We start from the raw sequence: 20,504 nt of genomic DNA on the forward strand, positions 1-20,504 counted from the left end.
AACTCGCTGCGCGGTTTTTTACTTATCGGCTTCTTGCCGCTTGCTGTAGCCATTTATCCAGCTCGTTGGCGAATTGCTGGCGGTCACGCTGATTTAAGGTATTAGGGCCACCGGTCTGAATACCGCTGGCGCGCATGGTATCCATAAAATCTCGCATATTTAGCCGCTCGCGGATGGTATCTGGGGTATAGCGCTCGCCGCGAGGATTTAGCGCAATACCGCCTTTTTCAATTACCTCTGCCGCCAGGGGAATGTCTGCGGTGATAACCAGATCATTCTTCTCCACCCGCTGCACAATTTCGTTATCGGCCACATCAAAACCGGATGCCACCTGCAAGGTGCGGATAAACTTTGACGGCGGTGTTTTCAACGGCTGATTGGCGACTAAAGTGACCGTCACACCAGTGCGGTCGGCGGCGCGAAATAATACCTCTTTGATAACATTCGGACAGGCGTCCGCATCAACCCAAATTTGCATCAGTGCTGTTCTCCTGCGGCTAGCCACTCTTTTACCGGCAAAAAGTCGCGATACAACACCGCTTCAGCGCTATCCGCTGCCGGTTGATAGTTATATTCCCAGCGCACCAGCGGCGGCAGTGACATCAAAATAGATTCCGTGCGCCCCCCAGTTTGCAAGCCAAACAGAGTACCGCGATCCCACACCAGATTAAATTCAACATAGCGGCCACGGCGATAAAGCTGGAATTGACGCTCTCGCTCACCCCAGCTCAGTGCTTTGCGCCTTGCAACAATCGGCATATAAGCAGCAAGAAAACCGTCGCCAACCGCCTGAGTAAAGTTAAAACAGGTGCCAAAATCAGGGCTGTTCAGGTCATCATAAAACAGGCCGCCAATTCCACGCGCCTCATCACGGTGCTTAATATAGAAGTAATCGTCACACCATTTTTTATAACGCGGATAGACTTCGTCACCAAAGGGCTGACACAACTGATGAGCGGTCTGGTGCCAGTGAATGGCATCTTCTTCAAAGCCGTAGTAGGGGGTTAAATCAAAACCGCCCCCAAACCACCACACCGGATCTTCACCGGCTTTCTCAGCAATAAAGAAACGCACATTGGCATGGCTGGTGGGCAGATAAGGGCTAAGTGGATGAATTACCAGCGACACCCCTAACGCCTGGAAACTGCGGCCAGCCAGTTCAGGGCGATGCGCTGTCGCTGATGCCGGTAGTGTGGCACCAGACACATGAGAGAAGTTAACGCCCGCCTGTTCAAATACCGCCCCGTTGACCAAGACCCGGCTGCGGCCACCGCCACCTTCTTCGCGAGTCCAGCTCTCTTCTGTGAACGCCGCATGGCCATCGGCTTGTGCCAGCGCAGCACAGATTTTATCCTGCAAAGCCAGCAGGTAGGTTTTGATTTGGGTGATATCGGGTGAATTCATCAGAAAGGTTCTATAAGTCTGCAAATTTTTAAGAGCCAAGTATACCCCGATTTGCCGTCATTGTTGTACTCTCCGTGTGGATTAGCGCGTAATGTGCAAAAGGATTGACGAGATTTATCTGGTTTTTATCAAATGTCATTACCCACTATCACTCTGGAAAATATCACTTTAATATTGCGTGATATAATATTGCCACGATAATCAGAATATCCCTTAACTCAACGGTACGAACACATGGAAATCCGCGTATTTAAGCAAGACGATTTTGAAGAAGTGATTTCGCTATGGGAGCATTGTGACTTGCAGCGGCCTTGGAATGATCCAGAGATGGATATTGAGCGTAAGTTGAATCACGATCCGGAGTTGTTTTTAGTCGCTGAGGTGAATGGCGCAATTGTTGGCTCAATTATGGGTGGCTACGATGGGCACCGTGGGTCAGCTTATTATCTGGGTGTTCACCCTGACTATCGTGGTTGTGGCTTTGCCAATGCGCTGATCAGCCGCCTTGAGAAGAAACTCATCGCCCGTGGCTGCCCGAAGCTGAATATCATGGTGCGCGAAGACAATGACGCGGTAATTGGTATGTATGAAAAGCTGGATTACGAGACGCAAGACAGCATCATGCTGGGCAAACGGTTGATTGTCGATCAGGGGTATTGAGGGTTTAGTTAGTTGAATTTAAAGGGTATTGGTTTTAAGTTTACTTTTAATTCAATAGCGCCACTGGCCGAAATGACCGAGCAACAGATAAGGTGATTTTGGCCTTTATCTAAAAAATTTCAGTCGCTAATCTTTCTGTTTCCAGCTGTTTTTCTCTCCTCATATTGACCTTATTTGCCATAACTTATCCATGCGCATAGATAAATAAAATCTTTTTTGCCACACTCTTGCCACAGTTAGAAATAAAAGAGTGCAGAATGGCGACGATCCGCAAGCGTGGTGCCTATCAATGGGAAACTCAAATCCGTAAACGTGGCTTCCCGTCACAAACTAAAACGTTTAATACCAAAGCCGAGGCTGATGCCTGGGCAAAAATGGTTGAGTCGGAAATGGCTCGCGGCGTGTGGCTTAGTCGTAGCGAATCGGAATCGACAACGCTATATGACTCGCTTGTGCGTTATGAAAATGAAATTGTCGCCAACAAAAAGGGAGCGGTACAAGATAGGTCTATTATCCGCATCTTTAAACGGCAACCATTAGCCAGATGTTATATGGCCAGTATTCGTAGTGCCGATGTCGCCAAATTAAGAGACGAATGGCTAAAAGACTATGCGCCGGCTACGGTGCTACGCCGCCTATCTCTGCTTTCTCACTTATTTAATATTTCCCGCAAAGAGTGGGGAATGGAAAGCCTGATTAATCCTGTTGATCTGATCCGTAAACCACAGCCGGATAATGCCCGTACACGGCGTATAGCTGTTGAAGTTGTGCCAGCCATAGACGAATCAGATAATGAGCTTAAAACGCCAAGAAACACCGTTCAGGACGAAATCGAGCGGATTATTACCAATACTCAATCTCCGATATTGCCATCAGCGGTTTGCCTGGCGTTGGAAACGGCTATGCGACGTGGTGAAATTGTTGGGTTACGCTGGAAATATGTCGATTTAAAGCTGCGTGTCGCTCATCTGCCCAAGACGAAAAATGGCGATTCGCGTGATGTACCGCTTTCTTCAAAGGCGGTGGCCGCATTAGAAAAGTTAAAGGTTATCGCGGAGGCCAGGGAAGAGGACGATAATTCAACTGATGATCGGGTATTTAAAGCCCGAGTTGACGCAATAAGCTGTGCATTCGATAGGGCCAGAAAGCGCGCTCGTAAGTTGTATGAGCAAGAATGTGCTGCTTTAGGAAAGAAAGCCAACTCAGATTATTTGCTGGATTTACGGTTCCACGATTTACGCCATGAAGCCACATCACGCCTAGCTGAAATCTTTCCCATGCACGAACTCACAAAAATAACGGGTCATAAAGACCCTAGAATGCTGATGAGATACTATCATCCTAGGGCAGAGGACTTGGCTAAGAAGCTTCATTAATACATTACTTTAACGCATAAGGATATAAAATTGAAAATAGAAGAAATTGTCCTAATTAAAAGTGCTCAGTTTTATAAAGTAAATAAAGTAATCACTAAAAAAACTATAAACAGCATGTTTGATGAACTCTCTGAGTTCAAAATTGGACGATATTTACTGAAAGAATGTAAAATAGATGGTGTTACCAATGCTGTTGAATTCAAATACTCTATTGCTGTATATAAAGTAGAAACCGAACCTTCATTTATACATAATTCCTCTTTGAGGGAAGTTAAATTTTCATATGTTCTATTGTTGGAAATTGATGACTCCCTTGTTATTTTTAAGAAAAATATAGACTCCCCCGAAAAAAAGTTATCGAAGTATATATCTGAATATGATTATGAGTATTTCTGTCATTTCGGTGGTGGCTTGAATCCTGAGTATGAACGAGTTTCCATGAGTAACATGAGTATATCTGATGCGGTAATCAGGTCTCGAACTTTAGAAGCGTATAAACTGAATGGAATCATACCACTTAATTCAGCAAGCAGATCAGTACCTAAAAATTTTAGGGTTAAAATTGACAATGGTATATATTCCCTTTGTCCTAACTCATCGAGAGTTACATTAAGAGATAAAGCTGTTGGTATTTACCCACTTGTTGTTTGGGCTAGCGAAACTATACTTGAAATAAAAAATACACTTAGTAGAAGTGATTTCCTTGATAATTTTGCAACACCAATTGTTTTAGAGGATATTATATTAAAGGGGGGGTATATCGCATCTGTTTTTTTTGATTTTAATGAACTTGATAAACAGATTAGAGGTAATAATCCTATTTATAAATTGATGATTGATAATGGAGTTGGTGAATTAATAGATTTGGATGATAAAAAACTGAAGAGATTTTTTAATGCTTTCAAATCACCAATATTAGTACTTAACAATAAATTAAAGATAAAAGGCAAGATGTTAAAAGGGAGTATCATACCAAACAAAAAAACAATAACTATTAAAGTCGATCTGTTCAATAAATTTGTTATTGTTGATGGTAATAACCAAGAGATAACTATAGGTAGTTATATAAATAAGTATAAACCCTTCTTGGCAACTTTTAACTCTCCAAACTATATATGTTATTCAAGAAGTTGTTTTGAAGACAGAAAAATACTTAATAATCTTAAATCAGTCATTAATATTTTAGATGATTCATATGACTTTTCATCGGTTATTTCTGAAAAATGCAAACCACATGGGAATAATATAACCGAATTCCCAGAAAAATCTTTGTTTTACCATGTTGAGAAGATGTATATTAGCAATAACTCAATTTTAATATGTGATGATATGAATGATGAATGGGCTGATCATATACATATTGAATGCGATAATAATCCATCAATATCATTTATTCATTCAAAATATACTAAAAAAGATAGCTATGGAGCTAGTAAATTCCATGAGGTAGTCTCGCAAGCATTAAAAAACATAGGGATGATGTATGGGGATATTGAGAGTATCGAGAATAAGTACACGCAAAAATGGAGCAAAAATTATGAGGAAACAAATATCACTAGAGTTAGAGGAAATAAAAAATTGGATGATGTGAAAAAAGCATTTAATAGTATAAGTTCTAACCCAAATACAGTGAGGAAAATAGTTTTAGCAACGCCTTTTATACGGAGAAAAGAAGTTGAATCTATATTCGAAAACATTGAGCGGAATGGTCATGGTGAGGCTTATCATATACAGTTAATTTGGTTAATTAGCACGTTTGTTAGTGCTTGTCAGGAATATGGTATTCAACCTAAAATTTTATGTAAAAAATAATAAAGAGTTACTTCATAGCGAACATCTTTATATATAGACAATTAGTTAATGTTGTTGTCCTAAATTTTAAAGTTAACGAAAAAGTGAGTAATCATGACTAGTAATTTCATAACACAAAAACCAAATATTGTTGATAACATTCTGATTAGAACTCCGCAAAAAGAAACATTTGTAGAATTAAGTAAACATGCTAACAGTCAGGATAGCCTAGAACGAGAAGTTGGAATTATTCTTCCTGTAGGATGCGGTAAATCGGGTTGTATAACTTTAGCTCCTTTTGCATACGGCTCAAAACGTACATTAGTAATAGCTCCAGGTATATCTATTGCTTCTCAGTTAGAGGCTGATTTTAACCCATCCAATGCAAAGATGTTTTATCGTAAATGTAAGGTTTTAGTATCTCAACCTTATCCAGAGCCTGTTATTATTAAGGGGACAACAACGAATATCACTGATTTAGAAGAAGCTGATGTTGTTATTACTAATATTCAACAACTACAACGTGAAGATAATCGATGGATACAATCTTTACCAGATGATTTTTTCGACTTAATTCTTTTTGATGAAGGACATCATAGTGTAGCTAGTAGTTGGGAAGCACTTAAAGATAAATTTAAAGCTGCAAATATAGTTAATTTTAGCGCCACTCCATTGCGTGCTGATGGTCAGATGATGGCTGGGAAAATATTATATTCTTTCCCTATATATCGCGCCATTCAAGATGGGTATGTTAAGCGCTTAAAAGCTGTACAGTTAAACCCTAGGACGCTGCGATATGTAAGAAGATCTGATTCACAGGAAATTGAAGTAAGTTTAGAAGAGGTTAGGCGACTAGGAGAAGAAGAAGCGGATTTCCGTCGTAGTATAGTAACATCTACTGAAACACTTAATACAATAGTGGATACATCTATTCATGAATTGCAAAGACTGCGAAATGAAACAGGAGATGAGCGTCTAAAAATAATTGCTTCTGCCCTTAACTATGAACATTGTCGTCAGATTGTACAGGCTTATCGTTCTCGTGGATGTAAAGCTGAATATGTTCACTCTCTAGAGGATAGTGCATCTAACTTGAGAGTAATGGATAAGTTAAAAAACCACGAATTAGATGTCATTATCCAAGTTCGTAAACTTGGGGAGGGGTTTGATCACCCTCAACTTTCAGTCGCTGCTGTATTTAGTATTTTTAGTAATTTATCACCGTTTGTTCAATTTGTTGGTCGAATAATGAGAGTCATTGAGCAGAATGCACCAGGACATGTATTGAATCAAGGGGTAGTAGTTTTCCATGCAGGTGCCAATATTGCTAAGCAATGGGCAGATTTTCAAACATTTAGTGAAGCAGACCAAGAATTCTTTAATCAGCTTTTACCTCTCGAAGGAATTGATCCTACAGATTCAAAAATTCAACGAGAATATACACCTTCAATTCGTCCAGAAAACGAAGTTGAAGTAAAAGGCCAATCAGAAATTCAATTAGAAGAATTACATTTATTGCAAGATGATGAGGTTGCTGCAATAAAACTACTTCAAGATAGAGGCATTATTTCTGAGAATTTTGATCCATTAAAGCATACATTGCAGCCAATACCTGTAACCAAAGTTGCACAAAGACAAGCAATGAGATCATCGCTTGATATGAGGGTTCATAATGAAGTAGCTAAAATTTTGTCTGGAAAAGGGATTAACCCTACAGGTTATGAATTAGATCGTAAACATCTCGGACGACACAATTTAATAATTTTAAAAGCGGCAATTGATCGTCAAATTAATGCAATGGTAGGGAAAGGTAGTGGGAAAAGAAGTGAGTTCTCAAGAGCAGAACTGGATAAAATAGATGAAAATTTTAACGGAATTGTCAAATTGGCTATTAGTGAGGTGTTTAATGTCAATTAAATCCTTAGTAGTAAGAGTTGAAGTTGATAAAGCAGCTAAGGCTCATAATTGTCGAGCAAATTCGAAACATAGGATAGAGCGAGGTGATATTCGCCTCAAGGTTCGTGATGGGCGTAGTTGGGTTCATTATTGCCGATTATGTGCTGATAAGATAATTTATCGTGATATAGAAAAATTGAAAGAAATACAACTAATGGCTCCATCTGAGGTGTAGATGGATATTTTATTTAAAGGTGGTTAAGTTGACCACCTTATTTATGAAGTCACGGTATTATATGATAACTTTAATCTATAGTGACTTTTTTTATGCATATTCCTTCTGTAAATAAGTTTTTATTTATATCAATAAATAAATTTTTTATAATGCCATTGTAAAGCATCCGTATTAGGATGTTCTTTTTTACTCCTGGGTAGATTAACATTGGTCATACTAAGTGATTCATAATTTGTACCTATTAATTTTTTCGATATATATACTCTCAAACTAAGTGGATCAATATTAATCAATCCCAAATCAAAAAGAGTATGTATATCTGCTCGAAGCAGCAAACCGTTTGACACAACGTTCGTATGTGCTCCTTTATACGGATGAATATGGGCTGCTTCAAGAAGTTCGGTCAGGGCACAGCCAGTAATGGCGCATTTCCCTTCATATGCTTCTAGTAGAGCCTTTCTAAATGCGGGTTGTCCTTGTCTATACACGATGTTGCTGAGAACTTTTTTTCTTTGATCTTCAACACTTGTTGCATCAAATGCATGACTCGCTTCTGCTTCTTTCTGCGCGTGTTCTAATGCTTTTGCTGTAATTGCATCATTAAGTGAACGAACAGCGAGTTTGTTTTTTTCAGATTCTAGATAAATCTCCCAGACACCATGTACAGTGGGGTCGTAAAACTCATATTTAGCATTTACCCCAGAGCCTAATTTAAATAATCTATCAAATTGGTTATCGCTATCGGTTCGCCTAGGATTAATATTTTGAGATAAATTTACTCTAGAATTTTTATTGACTGATAGCATAGTTAAATCAGGTGCTAGATTAGATGGGATATAATCTGAATGCCGAGTTGTAATATGTTTTAGTATATCTTGCTGAGTAGCACTTCCACCTAGGGAAGTTATTGCATCAATGGTTAGTTCCCAGGTGCGTTTGTTTCCATGCTTAAATTTTTTATTGTTAATACGATTAAGCAAAAATGTAGTAGGTTTTTTATCTGAATGTGATTTATAGGAGAAATTACCTTCATAGCGAAAGCCTGCTTTATCGAACTCATATTTTCTTTTTCGATAGAATAGGATGATTTCGAGTCCATTCTTCATATGGGATATGATGAGATTATCTTTACGCCCACTAGTTTGTCCTTGCATGGAAAGAGTATCTTCTTCTAATAAATCATGATACTGGGTGCGGTCGGTTGTCTTGTCTTCTGTGATAAATAACCATATAGATGTATGATTTTTGGGCTGAAAAATACCAGTATTGATTGTCGCATCTGTAATATTAAAAAGCTTTTTGAGATCATTTCTTGTATAGACCTGGCCAACAACCAAGCTATCTGATGTTTGAATATTATTCATTTATTTATTTTTTGAATCCCAATAAGTAGATAGAGTCTGAGTCGAATTTTATATTTTCTGTATGCTTCCATCTGGATATTTTTTAACCCACACCCCATTAACCTTCACTGGTTCCGGCAATCCAAGATCTCTATTCTCTTGAGCTGCCTTGGATACAGCTACGGCCATCAGCCTGTCGGCTTCTTCCCTACCAATTAGGTCGATAATAGACTTTGCCATATTGTTCTCCCTTGAAGGTTAATAGATACTAACCTAGCACTGTTTAGTATAAATACAAGCCGATAGGAGTGATATGGATACTATTTCACGAGAGCCTACAACTGTAGCTGCCATGCTGGTTGAGGAGTTTATGAACCCAAGCAATATTAGTCAGCCTATGCTTGCTGAAGGGCTTGGACTTTCTATTGAGCGGGTTAGGGCGATCTGTGAAGGAACTGGTCGGATAAATTGTATTAGCTCAAACTCGACCTGACACTGTTACATCACAGAGCTATACCTAATCTGACAGGCTGCTCTGTGCCAGGAGTGGTCGTTGCAGATACCAGCGAAGTACTAAAACTAATGGTGCAGGATGATGCAGATAATTCTGATTCTAACACCCAGAACTTGTTACAATTAGCTTCTAGTTTTAAAAATTTATGAATCTTTAAATGTAGCTTAATTCAGAGGTGATAATGGGTGCCAATGGTTCACTAGCAGTCTTCGCCATACTTCTTGCCTGGTATACTCTCTTAACAGATGAAAAACGTGTTGACTTAAAATTACGCATATCTAAACTTAATATTGTATTTATTATCTTTTTTATATTGACAATTTTGGTGATTATATATTCTAAGGTTTTGCTTAGTATTTTTCCGATAAAAGCGATCCCATGGGTGCTAGGTTTTAACGAAGATACAATGGCTTTTACTTGCCTTTGCATCATAATTGCATTTTTTGGGCTTAAGATCCTAGGCAAAAAAATACCGAAAGCAAACCTTATCTATTGGATCACCGTTTCAGAAAAGTATATGCGCGCAAAAAAAATAGAACAACTGGGATACCTTTTTGATAAATACCATGAGCAGCTTTTCGATATTATTAGTAATAAAAAATGGTATGTTCGCGTACATAATTATTTAAACCCTTCATTGTTTTTCTTGATAATAGATAGGGAAAAGACAATAAAAATACGTTTTAAAAGAATTAGAAGATTTCTGTCAAAGCCTTTTCCTTATGAAGATAAAAGCCAGGAAGCCATTCAATTAAATATCTCTAAGCTTCTGAAATCAAAACCATTTGCTCATTATTTGATTGATACTCACCCTCACGTAGCTATGAAAGCTACCTGTTTACGGTTTAGGGATAATAATGAATATAACACAAATTTCTTTACATATTTAATATCCAACCCAAACAGCATAATGTATAGGGATCTACGCGATAATCAAAATCGCTCACATACCGGGGAGTATGCACTCGACGAAAGTAACGCCTTTCTTAATTTTTATTTAAATGATATTCGTACGGCGATAAGTGTAGGAATATGGAAGCCTGTGGGTGATTACGTAGTTAGCTACATAAAGAAACAGAAAGGAAGTTCTAGCTTTTACAATCAACCGGACAACTACTTTTCAAGTAGTGATGAACGCTGGGAGTGCCCAATCTTCGTTGGATTAGTGTTTTTCGATGTCATGGTATCTACAGCTATATTCAAACGCTCAAAAGATCATATGTGGCTCATGTATTATCGTTATTTTCTAAAGGAAATTCTTGAGAGCCATGAAACATCTGGAAGTATAGATGTAAACAGAGAGTTTCCCATGCGATTTGATTATTTAATATATGAATTAATCTATAATTGTAATATATGGGCAGGTGCAGCTGAACACCTTGGCTATGATGACTGGAAAACGGAAGATATAAAGCAATCTCCAGAGTACTTTGCTTCTACTACCTTGGGGGGAATGATGTACCTGATTATTACCTCAGACAAATTACAGAAGAATCAAAAAACATATCTTTTAGAAACCATCATTAAAAGAATGAACTCCCTTGATCAAAATAAGAAATCTTTTTACTCCGAGGAAATTTTCGGCAACCTTATCAGGCCGTACTCTACTTCAGCAGCTGATACAAACGCAGTAAATGAATTGCGCCAACTATATAAAGGTGTTGATCATGTTCTAAAAAATAAAACATCCACTTTTGAAATTGAACTTTCCAAAATACCTTAGTCAACAAATAATTGTTAATACTATATTAATTCATCACCTGCAACATAGGCAGGTGGTGACCTGCTCCCAGTTGATCTATCGATCAAAATTTAAGTCATATAGTGTTTGGATGTGAGAATAATGGCAACATCCGCTTTTCGCTCACAACCGACTGTCAGGCTTGATTGTGTTCTTTCCGAGAAAACTGTCAGGTCGAGTTTGAACTAATACAGATAAATGCTAAGGAAATATCTCTGCTAGCAGCATTCTTCGATACCAATCCAGAGTTTTGGTTTAACGTCCAGGATAACTATGAGCGGTGGGTATTAAGAAATAAAAAAAACCAAGCGTCTGATTGCTACGCTGGATTTGCTGAATAATCTTTTTACTCGACTATCTTATAATTTTCCTGGCATCAGCTTTTAGCTCGTCAATTTGTAGTGCTGATATCACAGGGCCACCGCTAAGGTGGCAGTGCAACATAACACTGATATCAACCAGTAGGTCTGCAAAAGCTATGGCTTGGCTTTGTGGCTGAGTATTTTCAGCTGGTGTAGCGATAATTGTTATTAACTCATTTAAAAAGGGTATGAAATTTTCAACCTGCTTGATTGGTTGTGAATTGTCCATTAGCTATCATCCCTTGGCGTTTTATTAACGAAGTTATCGATCATTTCTTGTTCACTAAGGCTTTCTACATTGGGGCGTTCAGTCGCAGTGCTTTTCCCCGCACCAAGGCTGTCATTCTCGAAAGTATCTTGAGATGTTCCAGCATTCATTCTTGATTGCGTGCTTTCACGAATAGAAGAAGCAATTTTACCGCCAGTGGTTCCTGAAACTTCATGCTGCACTGAATCTCTTATTGAACTGGCTTTTTCTTGCATGGTATCACGAGCCGCATCAGCTAGATTAGACCCCATAGATTTAGCAAAACCTCCTGCTCTTCCCATTGCTTCTGAAAAGTCACCTCCTGGCGAGCTACGTCCTTCACCACTAGGGCTACTACCAGCGTCAATGCTTTGTTGCGCTGATTCAAATGCTGCCTGAAGCGCTGATGTGCCACCTGCGGCACTGGTTGCTGCCGATATTGCTCCTGATGCAGCTGTAGCAACTGCGGTACCGGCCATGCTTGCAGCACCCATTACAGCCCCAGCCCCAAAAGTGCCGATACCACTTTGTATCGACCCAGAGCCGACTATACCTGCCAGTAGCGTTGGGATTTTGTTGATGAGCGCATATAAAATGACTGTGACAACTAGCATTACAGCCATTTCTTTCAAACTGATGGTATCACTCAACTTTGAGTAATATTCATCCAGAAATGTTTTGCCAATACCAACCAGCAAAATCATCATCATTAGCTGTATTCCGACTCCCACTACTGTTTTGTAGTAGTTAATTGCGATATCTGATGTCCACCGACTACCACCGAAACCCAGTAGAAAAATACCGGCATATGCAAGTATCCAACTGGTTACGAGCAGTAGCAGCATTTGTACACCTATTAGCGTTAAGATCAGTAATGTGGCTAGCGAGAAAAGAATGGCGCAGGTTGCATCGACTGGTGCCCAAAAAGTTGACTGATCAAACGCACGAAAGAGAATATCAAACCCCATATCAACAATAGCGTAGGGCTGTAGTTGGCTACCTAAGCCAGCGGCTTCAGCTCCTATCATTTGAGTAGATTTAATTATCGACATTGCTATCGAAGGGGCATTAACCAATATCCAGAAAAAGAAGCCAGTGGCGGACAGAAAACGTAATGCTTCTGCGAAGAACTCCTGAATATCTGCTTTTCTTAATGCCATCATGCCAAAAGTCCAAACCATGCTTAATAAAGCCATTCCCCAGAATAACCATGAAGCGTATTGAACCATGACAGCCCCCCAACCACTGGCGGCGCTCTGAAAGCGGTCTAATACCGTATTCATTATCCCTGAGTTATCAATTGCTGCCGTGGCGTTAACGGAATACCACATGAGGAAACTGGCTAACGCTAACATCCATTTAGAACATATTTTCACTTTCATTTTATTTGCTCCATTACCAACTTTGGGAAGGGCTTTTCTTGAATTCGCCCTTACGAAGACATTTGGAAGCTAGCTCCCGACGTTGGGGGGAGTCCTCCATGTGGGGCACATCACTGCATGACTGATTGTTTTTTGAGTTATCGCATCCGCTAAGGACTAATACCGCAACGGCAAAACCGATTTTTATGATCATCGTGTTGTCCTCACCAGCTTCCAGGGGGGCTTTTCTTAAATGAGCCTCTGCGTAGATGAAGGGAAGCCGCTGCTTGCTGGGCTTCCCTATCTGTAATAACTGCGGAACGGGTGGCATCAGCATTTTGTTGGGCGACTAACAGCCCCCTGATTTGCAGTAATTGATTAGTTTGGGCACTGGCTAACTGATTGGCGTACTGGATTGCAGCCATCTGTCCAGTCGCGCCCTGAGCTTGTTGCTGTAAGTGGACTAATTGGCGTGCATCATTTTGTAAGGCGGTTTGCTGCTGATCTACACCACGAAGCACCGCATCATTGGCCCTCTTTTGTGCTTCTGAGCCATAGGTTTGCGAATTCAGCATGATTTGCATCTGTTCGGGTGTGCAGCTATTGCTGCTGAAGCAGGGGGATGTCCGGTAAAAATTGATGTTCTGGTATTTAGCCAAGTAAGCATCAATGTTGCCGACCTGCTGTTTGTAGTAACTCAGAGTATCAATTGCGCCCATCAACTGGTTGATGGTGCTGTTGGCCTGATCCCAGATATATGCCGCAGGTGCAGCGGTGTTTTGCAGCATGTTTTCGTACTGCTGTAATTGGGTTTTATATTGCTCAATTTGTTTTAGCGTTTGAGCCACGCTTTCCATCGCGGTCATGATGTTTTGCGAGAGGTTGGTGACATCCATCACTGGGATACCCGCCCCTGCCGCTTGAATTTTTGAAACAGGGAAAACGGCAGTGGACGCCATGAAGATGACTAATGTGAACTTGGTTGCTATCGCTAACTTAGTGCAATGCATATTTTTCTCCGCTGTGATGAGGGCATGTGTCGGGAGATAACAGGCCCAATACTTTTGCCTCGCAGAGCAAGATCCCCGTTGAGAGCCGCAGGTGCGAATAAGGGAGAGTGAAGATTGATAACCAGCTTGCTGGTTAGCTAACTTCACCTATCTTGCCCTGTTATTCACCGCGTTAAATCGGCGAATAATCGGCAACTAATAAAAAGATTAAGTAAACAAGATGAAATCAAGATATTAACGCTATAAATCCACTATTAAACGGCACCCATATCGCTATAAATCCAATATAAAACCAATTCAAAACCGATAATTAATCGATATATTTCCCCTTTAAAATAAAAAGATTAATAAAAACAAGGCGATCGTAATGATGCACTTATTACCTTTAATTTAAATTGCCGGAAATTATTTCTGCTACTGTTTCTGTTGGGAAGTACATTCTCCTGCCAACATAGAATTTTTTATTGTTAAGTTTCTCTGCCCAAGGTTCTTTGGGTTGCAATAACGCCATTCTTAGACCTTCTGGTTTTCTACTTAAAATGGCCGCGAGTTGCTCCAGTGTTATCACTGCTCCATGCGTTTCAATCAATATATCGAAATTACTTTTCATAAACTTGGCTCAATTAACATTGGATGATTTATTATTATCTGGACTTGGTTAGTTTGCATGGTAGTATTATTTAAAATTCCTACACCTTATGAGTGAACTCACTATATGTTTTCGAAAAAAGAGTTAATCGAAAGGGATAAGGTTCGTACTACTTTTCTGATGCAAGAGTTAATGCGAAGAACTAATACAACCAATCCAAATCAATTCGCCAAATGGTTTGATCTGCGTACTGAGAGTATGAGAATCGATGGGAAAGAGATTCCGGAAACAACAACATCGAAGAAGTGGTATCCGATAGCTAAAGGCGATCAATCGATAACAAAGAAGACCTTAGCTGATCTCAAAATGTTCTTTGATGATATAGAGATAGTGTACCAATATGGCCCAGGAGGGCTGTGGGCGGCTCTGTGGGGGCATACCAGCCAATTGGTGGCCTGTATGCGAACGCATCCAATGATATCGGCGTCATCACCACTAAAAGAGTTTTCAACGGCAATAACCATATCGGCAAATTTGGGTTATACAGAGACATTAACCATTGCAGATTTAGCCAGAGCTGTAGCGGCTTATAGATTTCACTTAATAACAGACAGAAAAACTCAACTTGAAGGTGTAGGTATTTATATCTGTGATGTCTATTTTAAAAATGTTCGTAATATCTTAAACAGTGAGTTATTAACTCCAGAACTTATTGAGTTAGACCTTTTATCCACTATAACGAGCGAAATTGATAAATTAGAATTAGAGAGCAGAAAAGATGATAAATATAACTCATCTTTTAATATTGATTTATTTTGCCAGCAAAACTTAAATTTTAGCCGCTAAAATTTAGCATTATGATAGCAAAATAAAATCCTTAATAAGGTGCCTTTGATTTTCACTTTTAAAATTGGATTGCATTCTGTGCTACAGAAATTGCTTTGCAAAAACTCAGCACTATAATTGTTAGTGGGTTAATACCTGCCTGTCCTCTCGAAATTTGGTTTCTTCCGCCGAAGTATGTTGATAACTAAACTAGAGAGGACTCCTTTATTTATCATCTCAGAGCGGTGGGTTTCGATATTTCCCTTGTGCTAAATCGGACAGCCAATCACAAACATCCTTTGATGGAACTCCAACCCCTGTCATTTGAAAGTTTATCCAGGCATCTAGTGATGCAGCCTTGATCGATTCCCGCCTTTCCTCTTGTTCTACATAGCGCGTAATAGCCTGCGTCAATAACCAGTGTATTGAGCGGTCTTTCGTGAGAGCAAGCTGCGCCAGTCTGTCTTTCAATTCTGGGGCGATCTTGACTGATAGCGTTTGTTTCATCTTGATCAACCTACTGTGGGTATCCGCGTTAGCTCCATCATAGCGCCTTTCTCTGGCGTAAAACGTCTTGAAACGGGATTTGAGTCACCACTCTCACTCTCAAACCTGCATTTGTTATCCCTAATTTTTCTCTAAGTCAGGGTAGTTATTGGTAGAAATAAGGTAGAGAACATTTCGCTGCTCTGGAACGCAGGCTACATGCGGGCTGCGGAGAATTCGGCGCGATATGACTACGAGAAAGCGCGATATGACTACGATAAAACGCGATATGACTACGAAAAAAGCGATATGACTACGATAAAATAGCGATATGACTACGATAACAGCCTCAGATGGTTATGATTGCTTCAATCTAGTCATGCTTACCTGAAGTTTTCCCTTGCTACCGGCTTCAATACAGAAGTCTGAGATGATGCCGACACGTTTTAGTTCAGCACCAGCCCTCTCAATTGAATTTTTAAAGTCTCTGAGCCGCCCAGTATAAATTAGTTTGCTTTTCAACCATTCAAGTGAGTGTTTTTGCTGCTGTTCATTTGAGGTTAAAATGAGTCGTTGCAAAGCCTTCGCTATATCTTGATTGTGGAAAAAGCTAAGGCGTTGGCTCCAATTAATTAAGGAGAATTCGTTGTTGTAGTACATTCTTATCCAGCGTGGATCTATCTGAAATATATGAGATTTAATCTCATTGTCGTATTCAAATTTATCAATCATATGTAAAGGAGATTGTGAACCCGTCGCGAACCTATTGGTTTCGATAGAAAACATTGCTTGTTCAAGACATAACATGCTTCGGTGTAACCATTCATAGTTTGCACCGCTGGTATTGCGACCTATAGCGCGTAGGAATTTTGAGCGACTGATTACAATGGGTTCGCCTAATGAGTGCTTTGAGGCTTCATACATAGCTTGCATCCATACATCAGCTTGGGATTCATCAAGTTGCTCTCCCCAAAATTTAATAACAGCATCAACGCGGCTGACAAGTGTGGTACCCGCATACACTAGATTATTTTTTGAATTAACTGGCGCAAACAGGCTTGAACGAGCGATATGATTCGGCATTATTCGATATGACTCGCCGATATTTGGTAGAGATAGCGCTCTATCATTCTGTTTTATATTATTTTTATCTAGCCGTGCGATTTTATCTTTATGAATAAGATAAGCATCGATACCTATAGGCTTAGCGTTGATATGGCTCACCAGATTATCGCCCGGTTTTAAGAGCTATCGGCAGTACTGATCTTTTTTTGTTGCGGGCGATTTGCTCCGCTTTTGTTGGGCGGCCACGTTTGGCAGGAACAACAAGATTTATTGAGCCAGGTAGGGGTGGTTGCTGTGGAGTACACACATGGCAAGCCAACCATTGTTCTACATCTTCCAAGCGCCACAATAAGCGCTTAGTATTGGGCAATCGGCAGATCGGTGGTAATGAAATTGGATTGCGTGTGGCATCGCTGCGGATACTGGCCACGGTTTTATGGATGATTTTAGAAAGTTGTTCGGCAGTCATTAAGTCTTGCATAAGCACTCCATCTTGCGACCATGTTTCTTGCGTTAGATCGCATCGGGTTTCACATGAGTGCAATACTTGCAGAGTGATTAAAAGACATCGCGGTAGAGGAACAGGAAAAATCTTACACTAAATCTTGATGTTACTACGCCACAATCTTGCCACACTTATAACGCACAATACTGCAATTCAACCTCGTGCTCTGCAATTCTTTGTTTATATAAAATTTTGATTTTTATTGAAAATATAGTCTTAACCCCAGTTTACACCAGAGCTTAAATTGGCTTTGCCAATGCGCTGATCAGCCGTTTGGAAAAGAAATTGATTGCCCGTGGCTGCCCAAAGCTGAATATCATGGTGCGCGAAGACAATGACGCGGTCATTGGCATGTATGAAAAGCTCGATTACGAAACCCAAGACACGATTATGCTGGGCAAACGGCTGATTGTGGATCAGGGGTATTGAGGGTTGGTTAAAGTAACCCATTGAGTTGATACTTTTTCAGCCACCCCATTTGCAGTAAATTGCGGCTAAATAATCCGCCAATAACCCTACCCTCATAAACCCATTAAGGTTATAGAGGATAGGGTAACGATTAATTACTTAATCTTAGTGATGCTTTTTACATCAACTTCTACCGAATTCCAGTCTTTATCCACTTTCCCTTCGATTTGTACTTTATCTTGTGGAGTAATGGTTTGACCGTTCCAGTGTTTACTATCAATATCAACGGTAATAGTACCGGTGCCATCGCGGAAAGTATAAGTATCATGGCCTAAACGCTCGACGATATTACCTTGCAGAGTAACGCGAGTGTCGTCGCGCATGGTTTTGACTTTTTCTACCGTGGTATTGGTCGCACTTGGGCCTGAGAAGCCCCCCTGAGTTGCCGGTTGAGTTTGTGTCGTCGCCGGGCCATCAAAGCCCCCTTGCGCAGGATTGGTTGCACTTTGTGCCAGGAAAGGTGTGCTGCATAGCATAACCAAGGTTGCAGCTAAGGTTAATTTCTTCATTTTATTGCTCCTTCAATGAATGAATCATTACGTTTGAAAGCAGAGACCATACATGTCTCTCTGGTAGCCAATAGTAGACCAAGTTTGTCTTAAGGCATTCTCAAATATTGTGGCCCAGTGATTAAATGGGGGCTAACATATATTTTATCAATCGTTACGGTGGTTTTTACGCGTTGCAAGTGTAGGGTAAGTCCCTCGTTGACCGATCATGATAATTAAAAACCGCACGGTTATGGCACTTTCTTCGTTGTGTGGACTCCAACCACTGGTTATCATTTTTAAACTGCACATGTAGCTGTCTCTGCATTTTACACCATGCAGAAAAGCTCATCGGATGTGGTTTTTTTAAGGAGCTTTAAATGAATACTCGCCCACGGTTGTCTGGGGTGCGTTTGGTACTACTGAGTACCCCTTTGTTGTTGGCCGGGTGTTCAACAATGTCAGGTTTTTCCTGGTCCAGCCTGTCGCCGCTCAATTGGTTTAGCAGCAGCAGTATGCAGGTGACGGATCAAGGCGTAGGCGGCATTACCGCCAATACCCCGTTGATTGAGAACGATATCAAAGCAGGGCTGAAAGGTGATTACCGGCTGCGTAGTGGCATGGCGACCAATGACGGTCAACTGGTTTCCTTCTATCAGGCGATGAAAGAGGACCAAATCAAGCTGGTTATCTCCGGGCAGCCCAAAGGCACAGTAGAGCGTATTGATGTCATGGATAAGACAATTCCCAGCCAGTGGGGTGTCACAATTGGTACACCATTTAGTGAACTCTATAAAAAAGCATTCGGTTCATGCCATAAAGGGAGCGGTGATGATGCCTCTCAAATCGAGTGTGCGGCACCTGACAGTAAGCATGTCAGCTATTTATTTGAGGGTAACTGGTATGGGCCAGAGGGCTTAATGCCATCTGATGATACGTTGCAAAGCTGGAAAGTGAGCAAGATTACTTGGCGCGCCAAAAGCGAATAAATCGTATTCTCTGATTCTTATTTCTATATTAAGGCACGGCCACTGATTTGGGTGCCTTAATATAAATCCCACCGTTGGTATCACAGGCTCTGCCTAATTTTATTTTGCGCTTACGCAAGGTAATCCTAATCGTTTCAGCTATTATATCCCGCATAATTAACACCGGTTTTTAGCGAGGAAATAAACATGACTCAGGTTCAGAGTGGCATCCTGCTGGAACATTGTCGTTTCGCCATTTTTATGGAAGCAAAAGTGAAGGGCGATTTAGACGCCATTCGTCAGGGGAGCAAAAAATTCTGTCAATCATTACAAGAATTACAACAGAAATTCCCTAATGAGCATTTAGGGGCGGTGATCGCTTTTGGCTCAGATATTTGGCACGACTTATCCTGCGGCCAAGGTGCGAGTGAGTTAAAACCCTTTGCTCCATTGGGTAAAGGATTGGCACCTGCAACTCAACGTGACTTGTTGATTCATATCCAATCATTGCGTCAGGATATTAATTTTACGTTAGCGCAGGCCGCTGTTGCAGCGTTTGGCGATGCAATTACCGTTGAAGAAGAGACACATGGCTTCCGTTGGGTTGAAGAGCGTGATTTCACGGGTTTCATTGACGGTACCGAAAACCCACAAGGGGAGAGCCGCCCGGACGTGGCAGTCATCGCTGATGGCAAAGAAGATGCCGGTGGTAGTTATGTGCTGGTTCAGCGTTATGAACATAATCTGAAGGGCTGGCAGCGCATATCTGAACATGAACAAGAGAAAATTGTGGGGCGTACCAAGCATGACAGCCAAGAGTTGCCTGCCGATCAGCGCCCGGTCACTTCACATGTCAGCCGAGTAGACCTCAAAGAGAATGGTAAAGGCTTAAAAATTCTGCGCCAAAGTTTGCCTTACGGTACTGCCAGCGGTAAACACGGTTTATATTTCATTGCCTATTGTGCGCGCTTACATAATATCGAGCAGCAGTTGTTGAGTATGTTTGGTGAGCTAGATAACAAATACGATGCTTTATTACGTTTCAGCAAACCGGTGACCGGCAGTTATTACTTTGCGCCATCGCTGACTAAGTTATTGTCACTATAATAACGAAAGGCCGGATATCCGGCCTATTTTGGGATTGGACCGAACTTAAATAGCGACTGCATC

Annotated in this window: 21 protein-coding genes and 1 pseudogene; 9 read left to right on the forward strand and 13 right to left on the reverse strand. The window is 40.6% G+C overall.

All coding sequences use genetic code 11. From position 1 onward, the window contains the following. Window positions 1-22: 22 nt before the first annotated feature. Both YALDO0001_RS12480 and hemF read right to left on the reverse strand, forming a co-directional pair. Entirely contained in the window at window positions 23-478 is a 456-nt protein-coding gene (locus YALDO0001_RS12480) for a YaiI/YqxD family protein (RefSeq protein ID WP_042839982.1), read from the reverse strand. Further along, entirely contained in the window at window positions 478-1,404 is a 927-nt protein-coding gene (gene hemF / locus YALDO0001_RS12485) for an oxygen-dependent coproporphyrinogen oxidase (protein ID WP_004703703.1), read from the reverse strand. Before hemF ends, YALDO0001_RS12480 begins: the two co-directional genes overlap by 1 nt. 234 nt (window positions 1,405-1,638) lie before the next feature. On the opposite strand from hemF, the gene YALDO0001_RS12490 reads away from it, so the two are divergent. From YALDO0001_RS12490 to YALDO0001_RS12505, 4 genes are all read left to right on the forward strand, one after another. Beyond that, on the forward strand, window positions 1,639-2,064 hold the full coding sequence (locus tag YALDO0001_RS12490) for a GNAT family acetyltransferase (RefSeq protein WP_004703706.1): 426 nt from the start codon (window positions 1,639-1,641) through the stop codon (window positions 2,062-2,064). 257 nt (window positions 2,065-2,321) lie between these two features. After that, window positions 2,322-3,440, forward strand: coding sequence for a site-specific integrase (locus YALDO0001_RS12495; RefSeq protein WP_004703707.1), 1,119 nt, complete (start codon window positions 2,322-2,324; stop codon window positions 3,438-3,440). Between the two features lie 30 nt (window positions 3,441-3,470). Beyond that, window positions 3,471-5,252: a hypothetical protein gene (locus YALDO0001_RS12500; protein ID WP_004703710.1), complete on the forward strand. Its 1,782-nt coding sequence runs from the start codon at window positions 3,471-3,473 to the stop codon at window positions 5,250-5,252. 93 nt (window positions 5,253-5,345) lie between these two features. Continuing rightward, entirely contained in the window at window positions 5,346-7,148 is a 1,803-nt protein-coding gene (locus tag YALDO0001_RS12505) for a DEAD/DEAH box helicase (RefSeq protein ID WP_004703711.1), read from the forward strand. 342 nt (window positions 7,149-7,490) lie between these two features. On the opposite strand, the gene YALDO0001_RS19745 is transcribed toward YALDO0001_RS12505, so the two are convergent. Continuing rightward, window positions 7,491-8,726 carry an HNH endonuclease gene (locus YALDO0001_RS19745; RefSeq protein ID WP_004703714.1) on the reverse strand — a complete coding sequence of 412 codons (1,236 nt, stop codon included), beginning with the start codon at window positions 8,724-8,726 and terminating at the stop codon, window positions 7,491-7,493. 48 nt (window positions 8,727-8,774) lie between these two features. Continuing rightward, on the reverse strand, window positions 8,775-8,945 hold the full coding sequence (locus YALDO0001_RS21305; protein WP_156172351.1) for a hypothetical protein: 171 nt from the start codon (window positions 8,943-8,945) through the stop codon (window positions 8,775-8,777). A gap of 455 nt (window positions 8,946-9,400) precedes the next feature. On the opposite strand from YALDO0001_RS21305, the gene YALDO0001_RS12515 reads away from it, so the two are divergent. Further along, window positions 9,401-10,942: a hypothetical protein gene (locus YALDO0001_RS12515; protein WP_004703717.1), complete on the forward strand. Its 1,542-nt coding sequence runs from the start codon at window positions 9,401-9,403 to the stop codon at window positions 10,940-10,942. 372 nt (window positions 10,943-11,314) lie between these two features. Here the strand turns inward: YALDO0001_RS12515 and YALDO0001_RS12520 are convergent, their stop codons facing one another. From YALDO0001_RS12520 to YALDO0001_RS12535, 5 genes are all read right to left on the reverse strand, one after another. Further along, on the reverse strand, window positions 11,315-11,551 hold the full coding sequence (locus YALDO0001_RS12520) for a hypothetical protein (protein ID WP_042839984.1): 237 nt from the start codon (window positions 11,549-11,551) through the stop codon (window positions 11,315-11,317). Continuing rightward, window positions 11,551-12,951, reverse strand: coding sequence for a P-type conjugative transfer protein TrbL (gene trbL / locus YALDO0001_RS12525; protein ID WP_042839985.1), 1,401 nt, complete (start codon window positions 12,949-12,951; stop codon window positions 11,551-11,553). The genes YALDO0001_RS12520 and trbL overlap by 1 nt, the downstream gene beginning before the upstream one ends. 13 nt (window positions 12,952-12,964) lie before the next feature. Beyond that, window positions 12,965-13,267, reverse strand: coding sequence for an entry exclusion lipoprotein TrbK (trbK, locus tag YALDO0001_RS22400; RefSeq protein ID WP_082168119.1), 303 nt, complete (start codon window positions 13,265-13,267; stop codon window positions 12,965-12,967). Next, a complete protein-coding gene (gene trbJ, locus YALDO0001_RS12530) occupies window positions 13,155-13,940 on the reverse strand; it encodes a P-type conjugative transfer protein TrbJ (RefSeq protein WP_042839987.1) in 786 nt (261 codons plus the stop codon). The genes trbK and trbJ overlap by 113 nt, the downstream gene beginning before the upstream one ends. A 385-nt stretch (window positions 13,941-14,325) precedes the next feature. Continuing rightward, on the reverse strand, window positions 14,326-14,550 hold the full coding sequence (locus YALDO0001_RS12535; protein WP_004703725.1) for a hypothetical protein: 225 nt from the start codon (window positions 14,548-14,550) through the stop codon (window positions 14,326-14,328). A gap of 105 nt (window positions 14,551-14,655) precedes the next feature. Here YALDO0001_RS12535 and YALDO0001_RS12540 point away from each other — a divergent pair, with 105 nt between their 5' ends. Then, the gene (locus YALDO0001_RS12540; protein WP_004703726.1) at window positions 14,656-15,375 is read left to right on the forward strand and encodes a hypothetical protein; all 720 of its coding nucleotides are present in this window, start codon (window positions 14,656-14,658) and stop codon (window positions 15,373-15,375) included. A 216-nt stretch (window positions 15,376-15,591) separates the two neighbouring features. Here the strand turns inward: YALDO0001_RS12540 and YALDO0001_RS12545 are convergent, their stop codons facing one another. The 3 genes from YALDO0001_RS12545 to YALDO0001_RS12555 form a co-directional block, all read right to left on the reverse strand. Then, window positions 15,592-15,861 carry a CopG family ribbon-helix-helix protein gene (locus YALDO0001_RS12545; RefSeq protein WP_042839989.1) on the reverse strand — a complete coding sequence of 90 codons (270 nt, stop codon included), beginning with the start codon at window positions 15,859-15,861 and terminating at the stop codon, window positions 15,592-15,594. 336 nt (window positions 15,862-16,197) lie between these two features. Next, window positions 16,198-17,064: a replication initiation protein gene (locus YALDO0001_RS12550; protein ID WP_004703728.1), complete on the reverse strand. Its 867-nt coding sequence runs from the start codon at window positions 17,062-17,064 to the stop codon at window positions 16,198-16,200. 4 nt (window positions 17,065-17,068) lie between these two features. Further along, on the reverse strand, window positions 17,069-17,386 hold the full coding sequence (locus YALDO0001_RS12555) for a hypothetical protein (RefSeq protein ID WP_042661356.1): 318 nt from the start codon (window positions 17,384-17,386) through the stop codon (window positions 17,069-17,071). Between the two features lie 270 nt (window positions 17,387-17,656). On the opposite strand from YALDO0001_RS12555, the pseudogene YALDO0001_RS12560 reads away from it, so the two are divergent. Further along, window positions 17,657-17,839, forward strand: a pseudogene (locus tag YALDO0001_RS12560) (GNAT family N-acetyltransferase); the annotation flags it as partial. A gap of 134 nt (window positions 17,840-17,973) precedes the next feature. On the opposite strand, the gene YALDO0001_RS12565 reads toward YALDO0001_RS12560, so the two are convergent. Continuing rightward, on the reverse strand, window positions 17,974-18,387 hold the full coding sequence (locus YALDO0001_RS12565) for a YgiW/YdeI family stress tolerance OB fold protein (RefSeq protein ID WP_004703734.1): 414 nt from the start codon (window positions 18,385-18,387) through the stop codon (window positions 17,974-17,976). Window positions 18,388-18,746: 359 nt separating this feature from the next. On the opposite strand from YALDO0001_RS12565, the gene YALDO0001_RS12570 reads away from it, so the two are divergent. Together YALDO0001_RS12570 and YALDO0001_RS12575 are read left to right on the forward strand one after the other, a co-directional pair. Further along, window positions 18,747-19,355: an RpoE-regulated lipoprotein gene (locus tag YALDO0001_RS12570; RefSeq protein WP_004703736.1), complete on the forward strand. Its 609-nt coding sequence runs from the start codon at window positions 18,747-18,749 to the stop codon at window positions 19,353-19,355. Between the two features lie 186 nt (window positions 19,356-19,541). Then, a complete protein-coding gene (locus YALDO0001_RS12575; protein ID WP_004703737.1) occupies window positions 19,542-20,441 on the forward strand; it encodes a Dyp-type peroxidase in 900 nt (299 codons plus the stop codon). Window positions 20,442-20,504: the final 63 nt, after the last annotated feature.

This window comes from Yersinia aldovae ATCC 35236 (assembly GCF_000173735.1).
GTDB lineage: Bacteria > Pseudomonadota > Gammaproteobacteria > Enterobacterales > Enterobacteriaceae > Yersinia > Yersinia aldovae.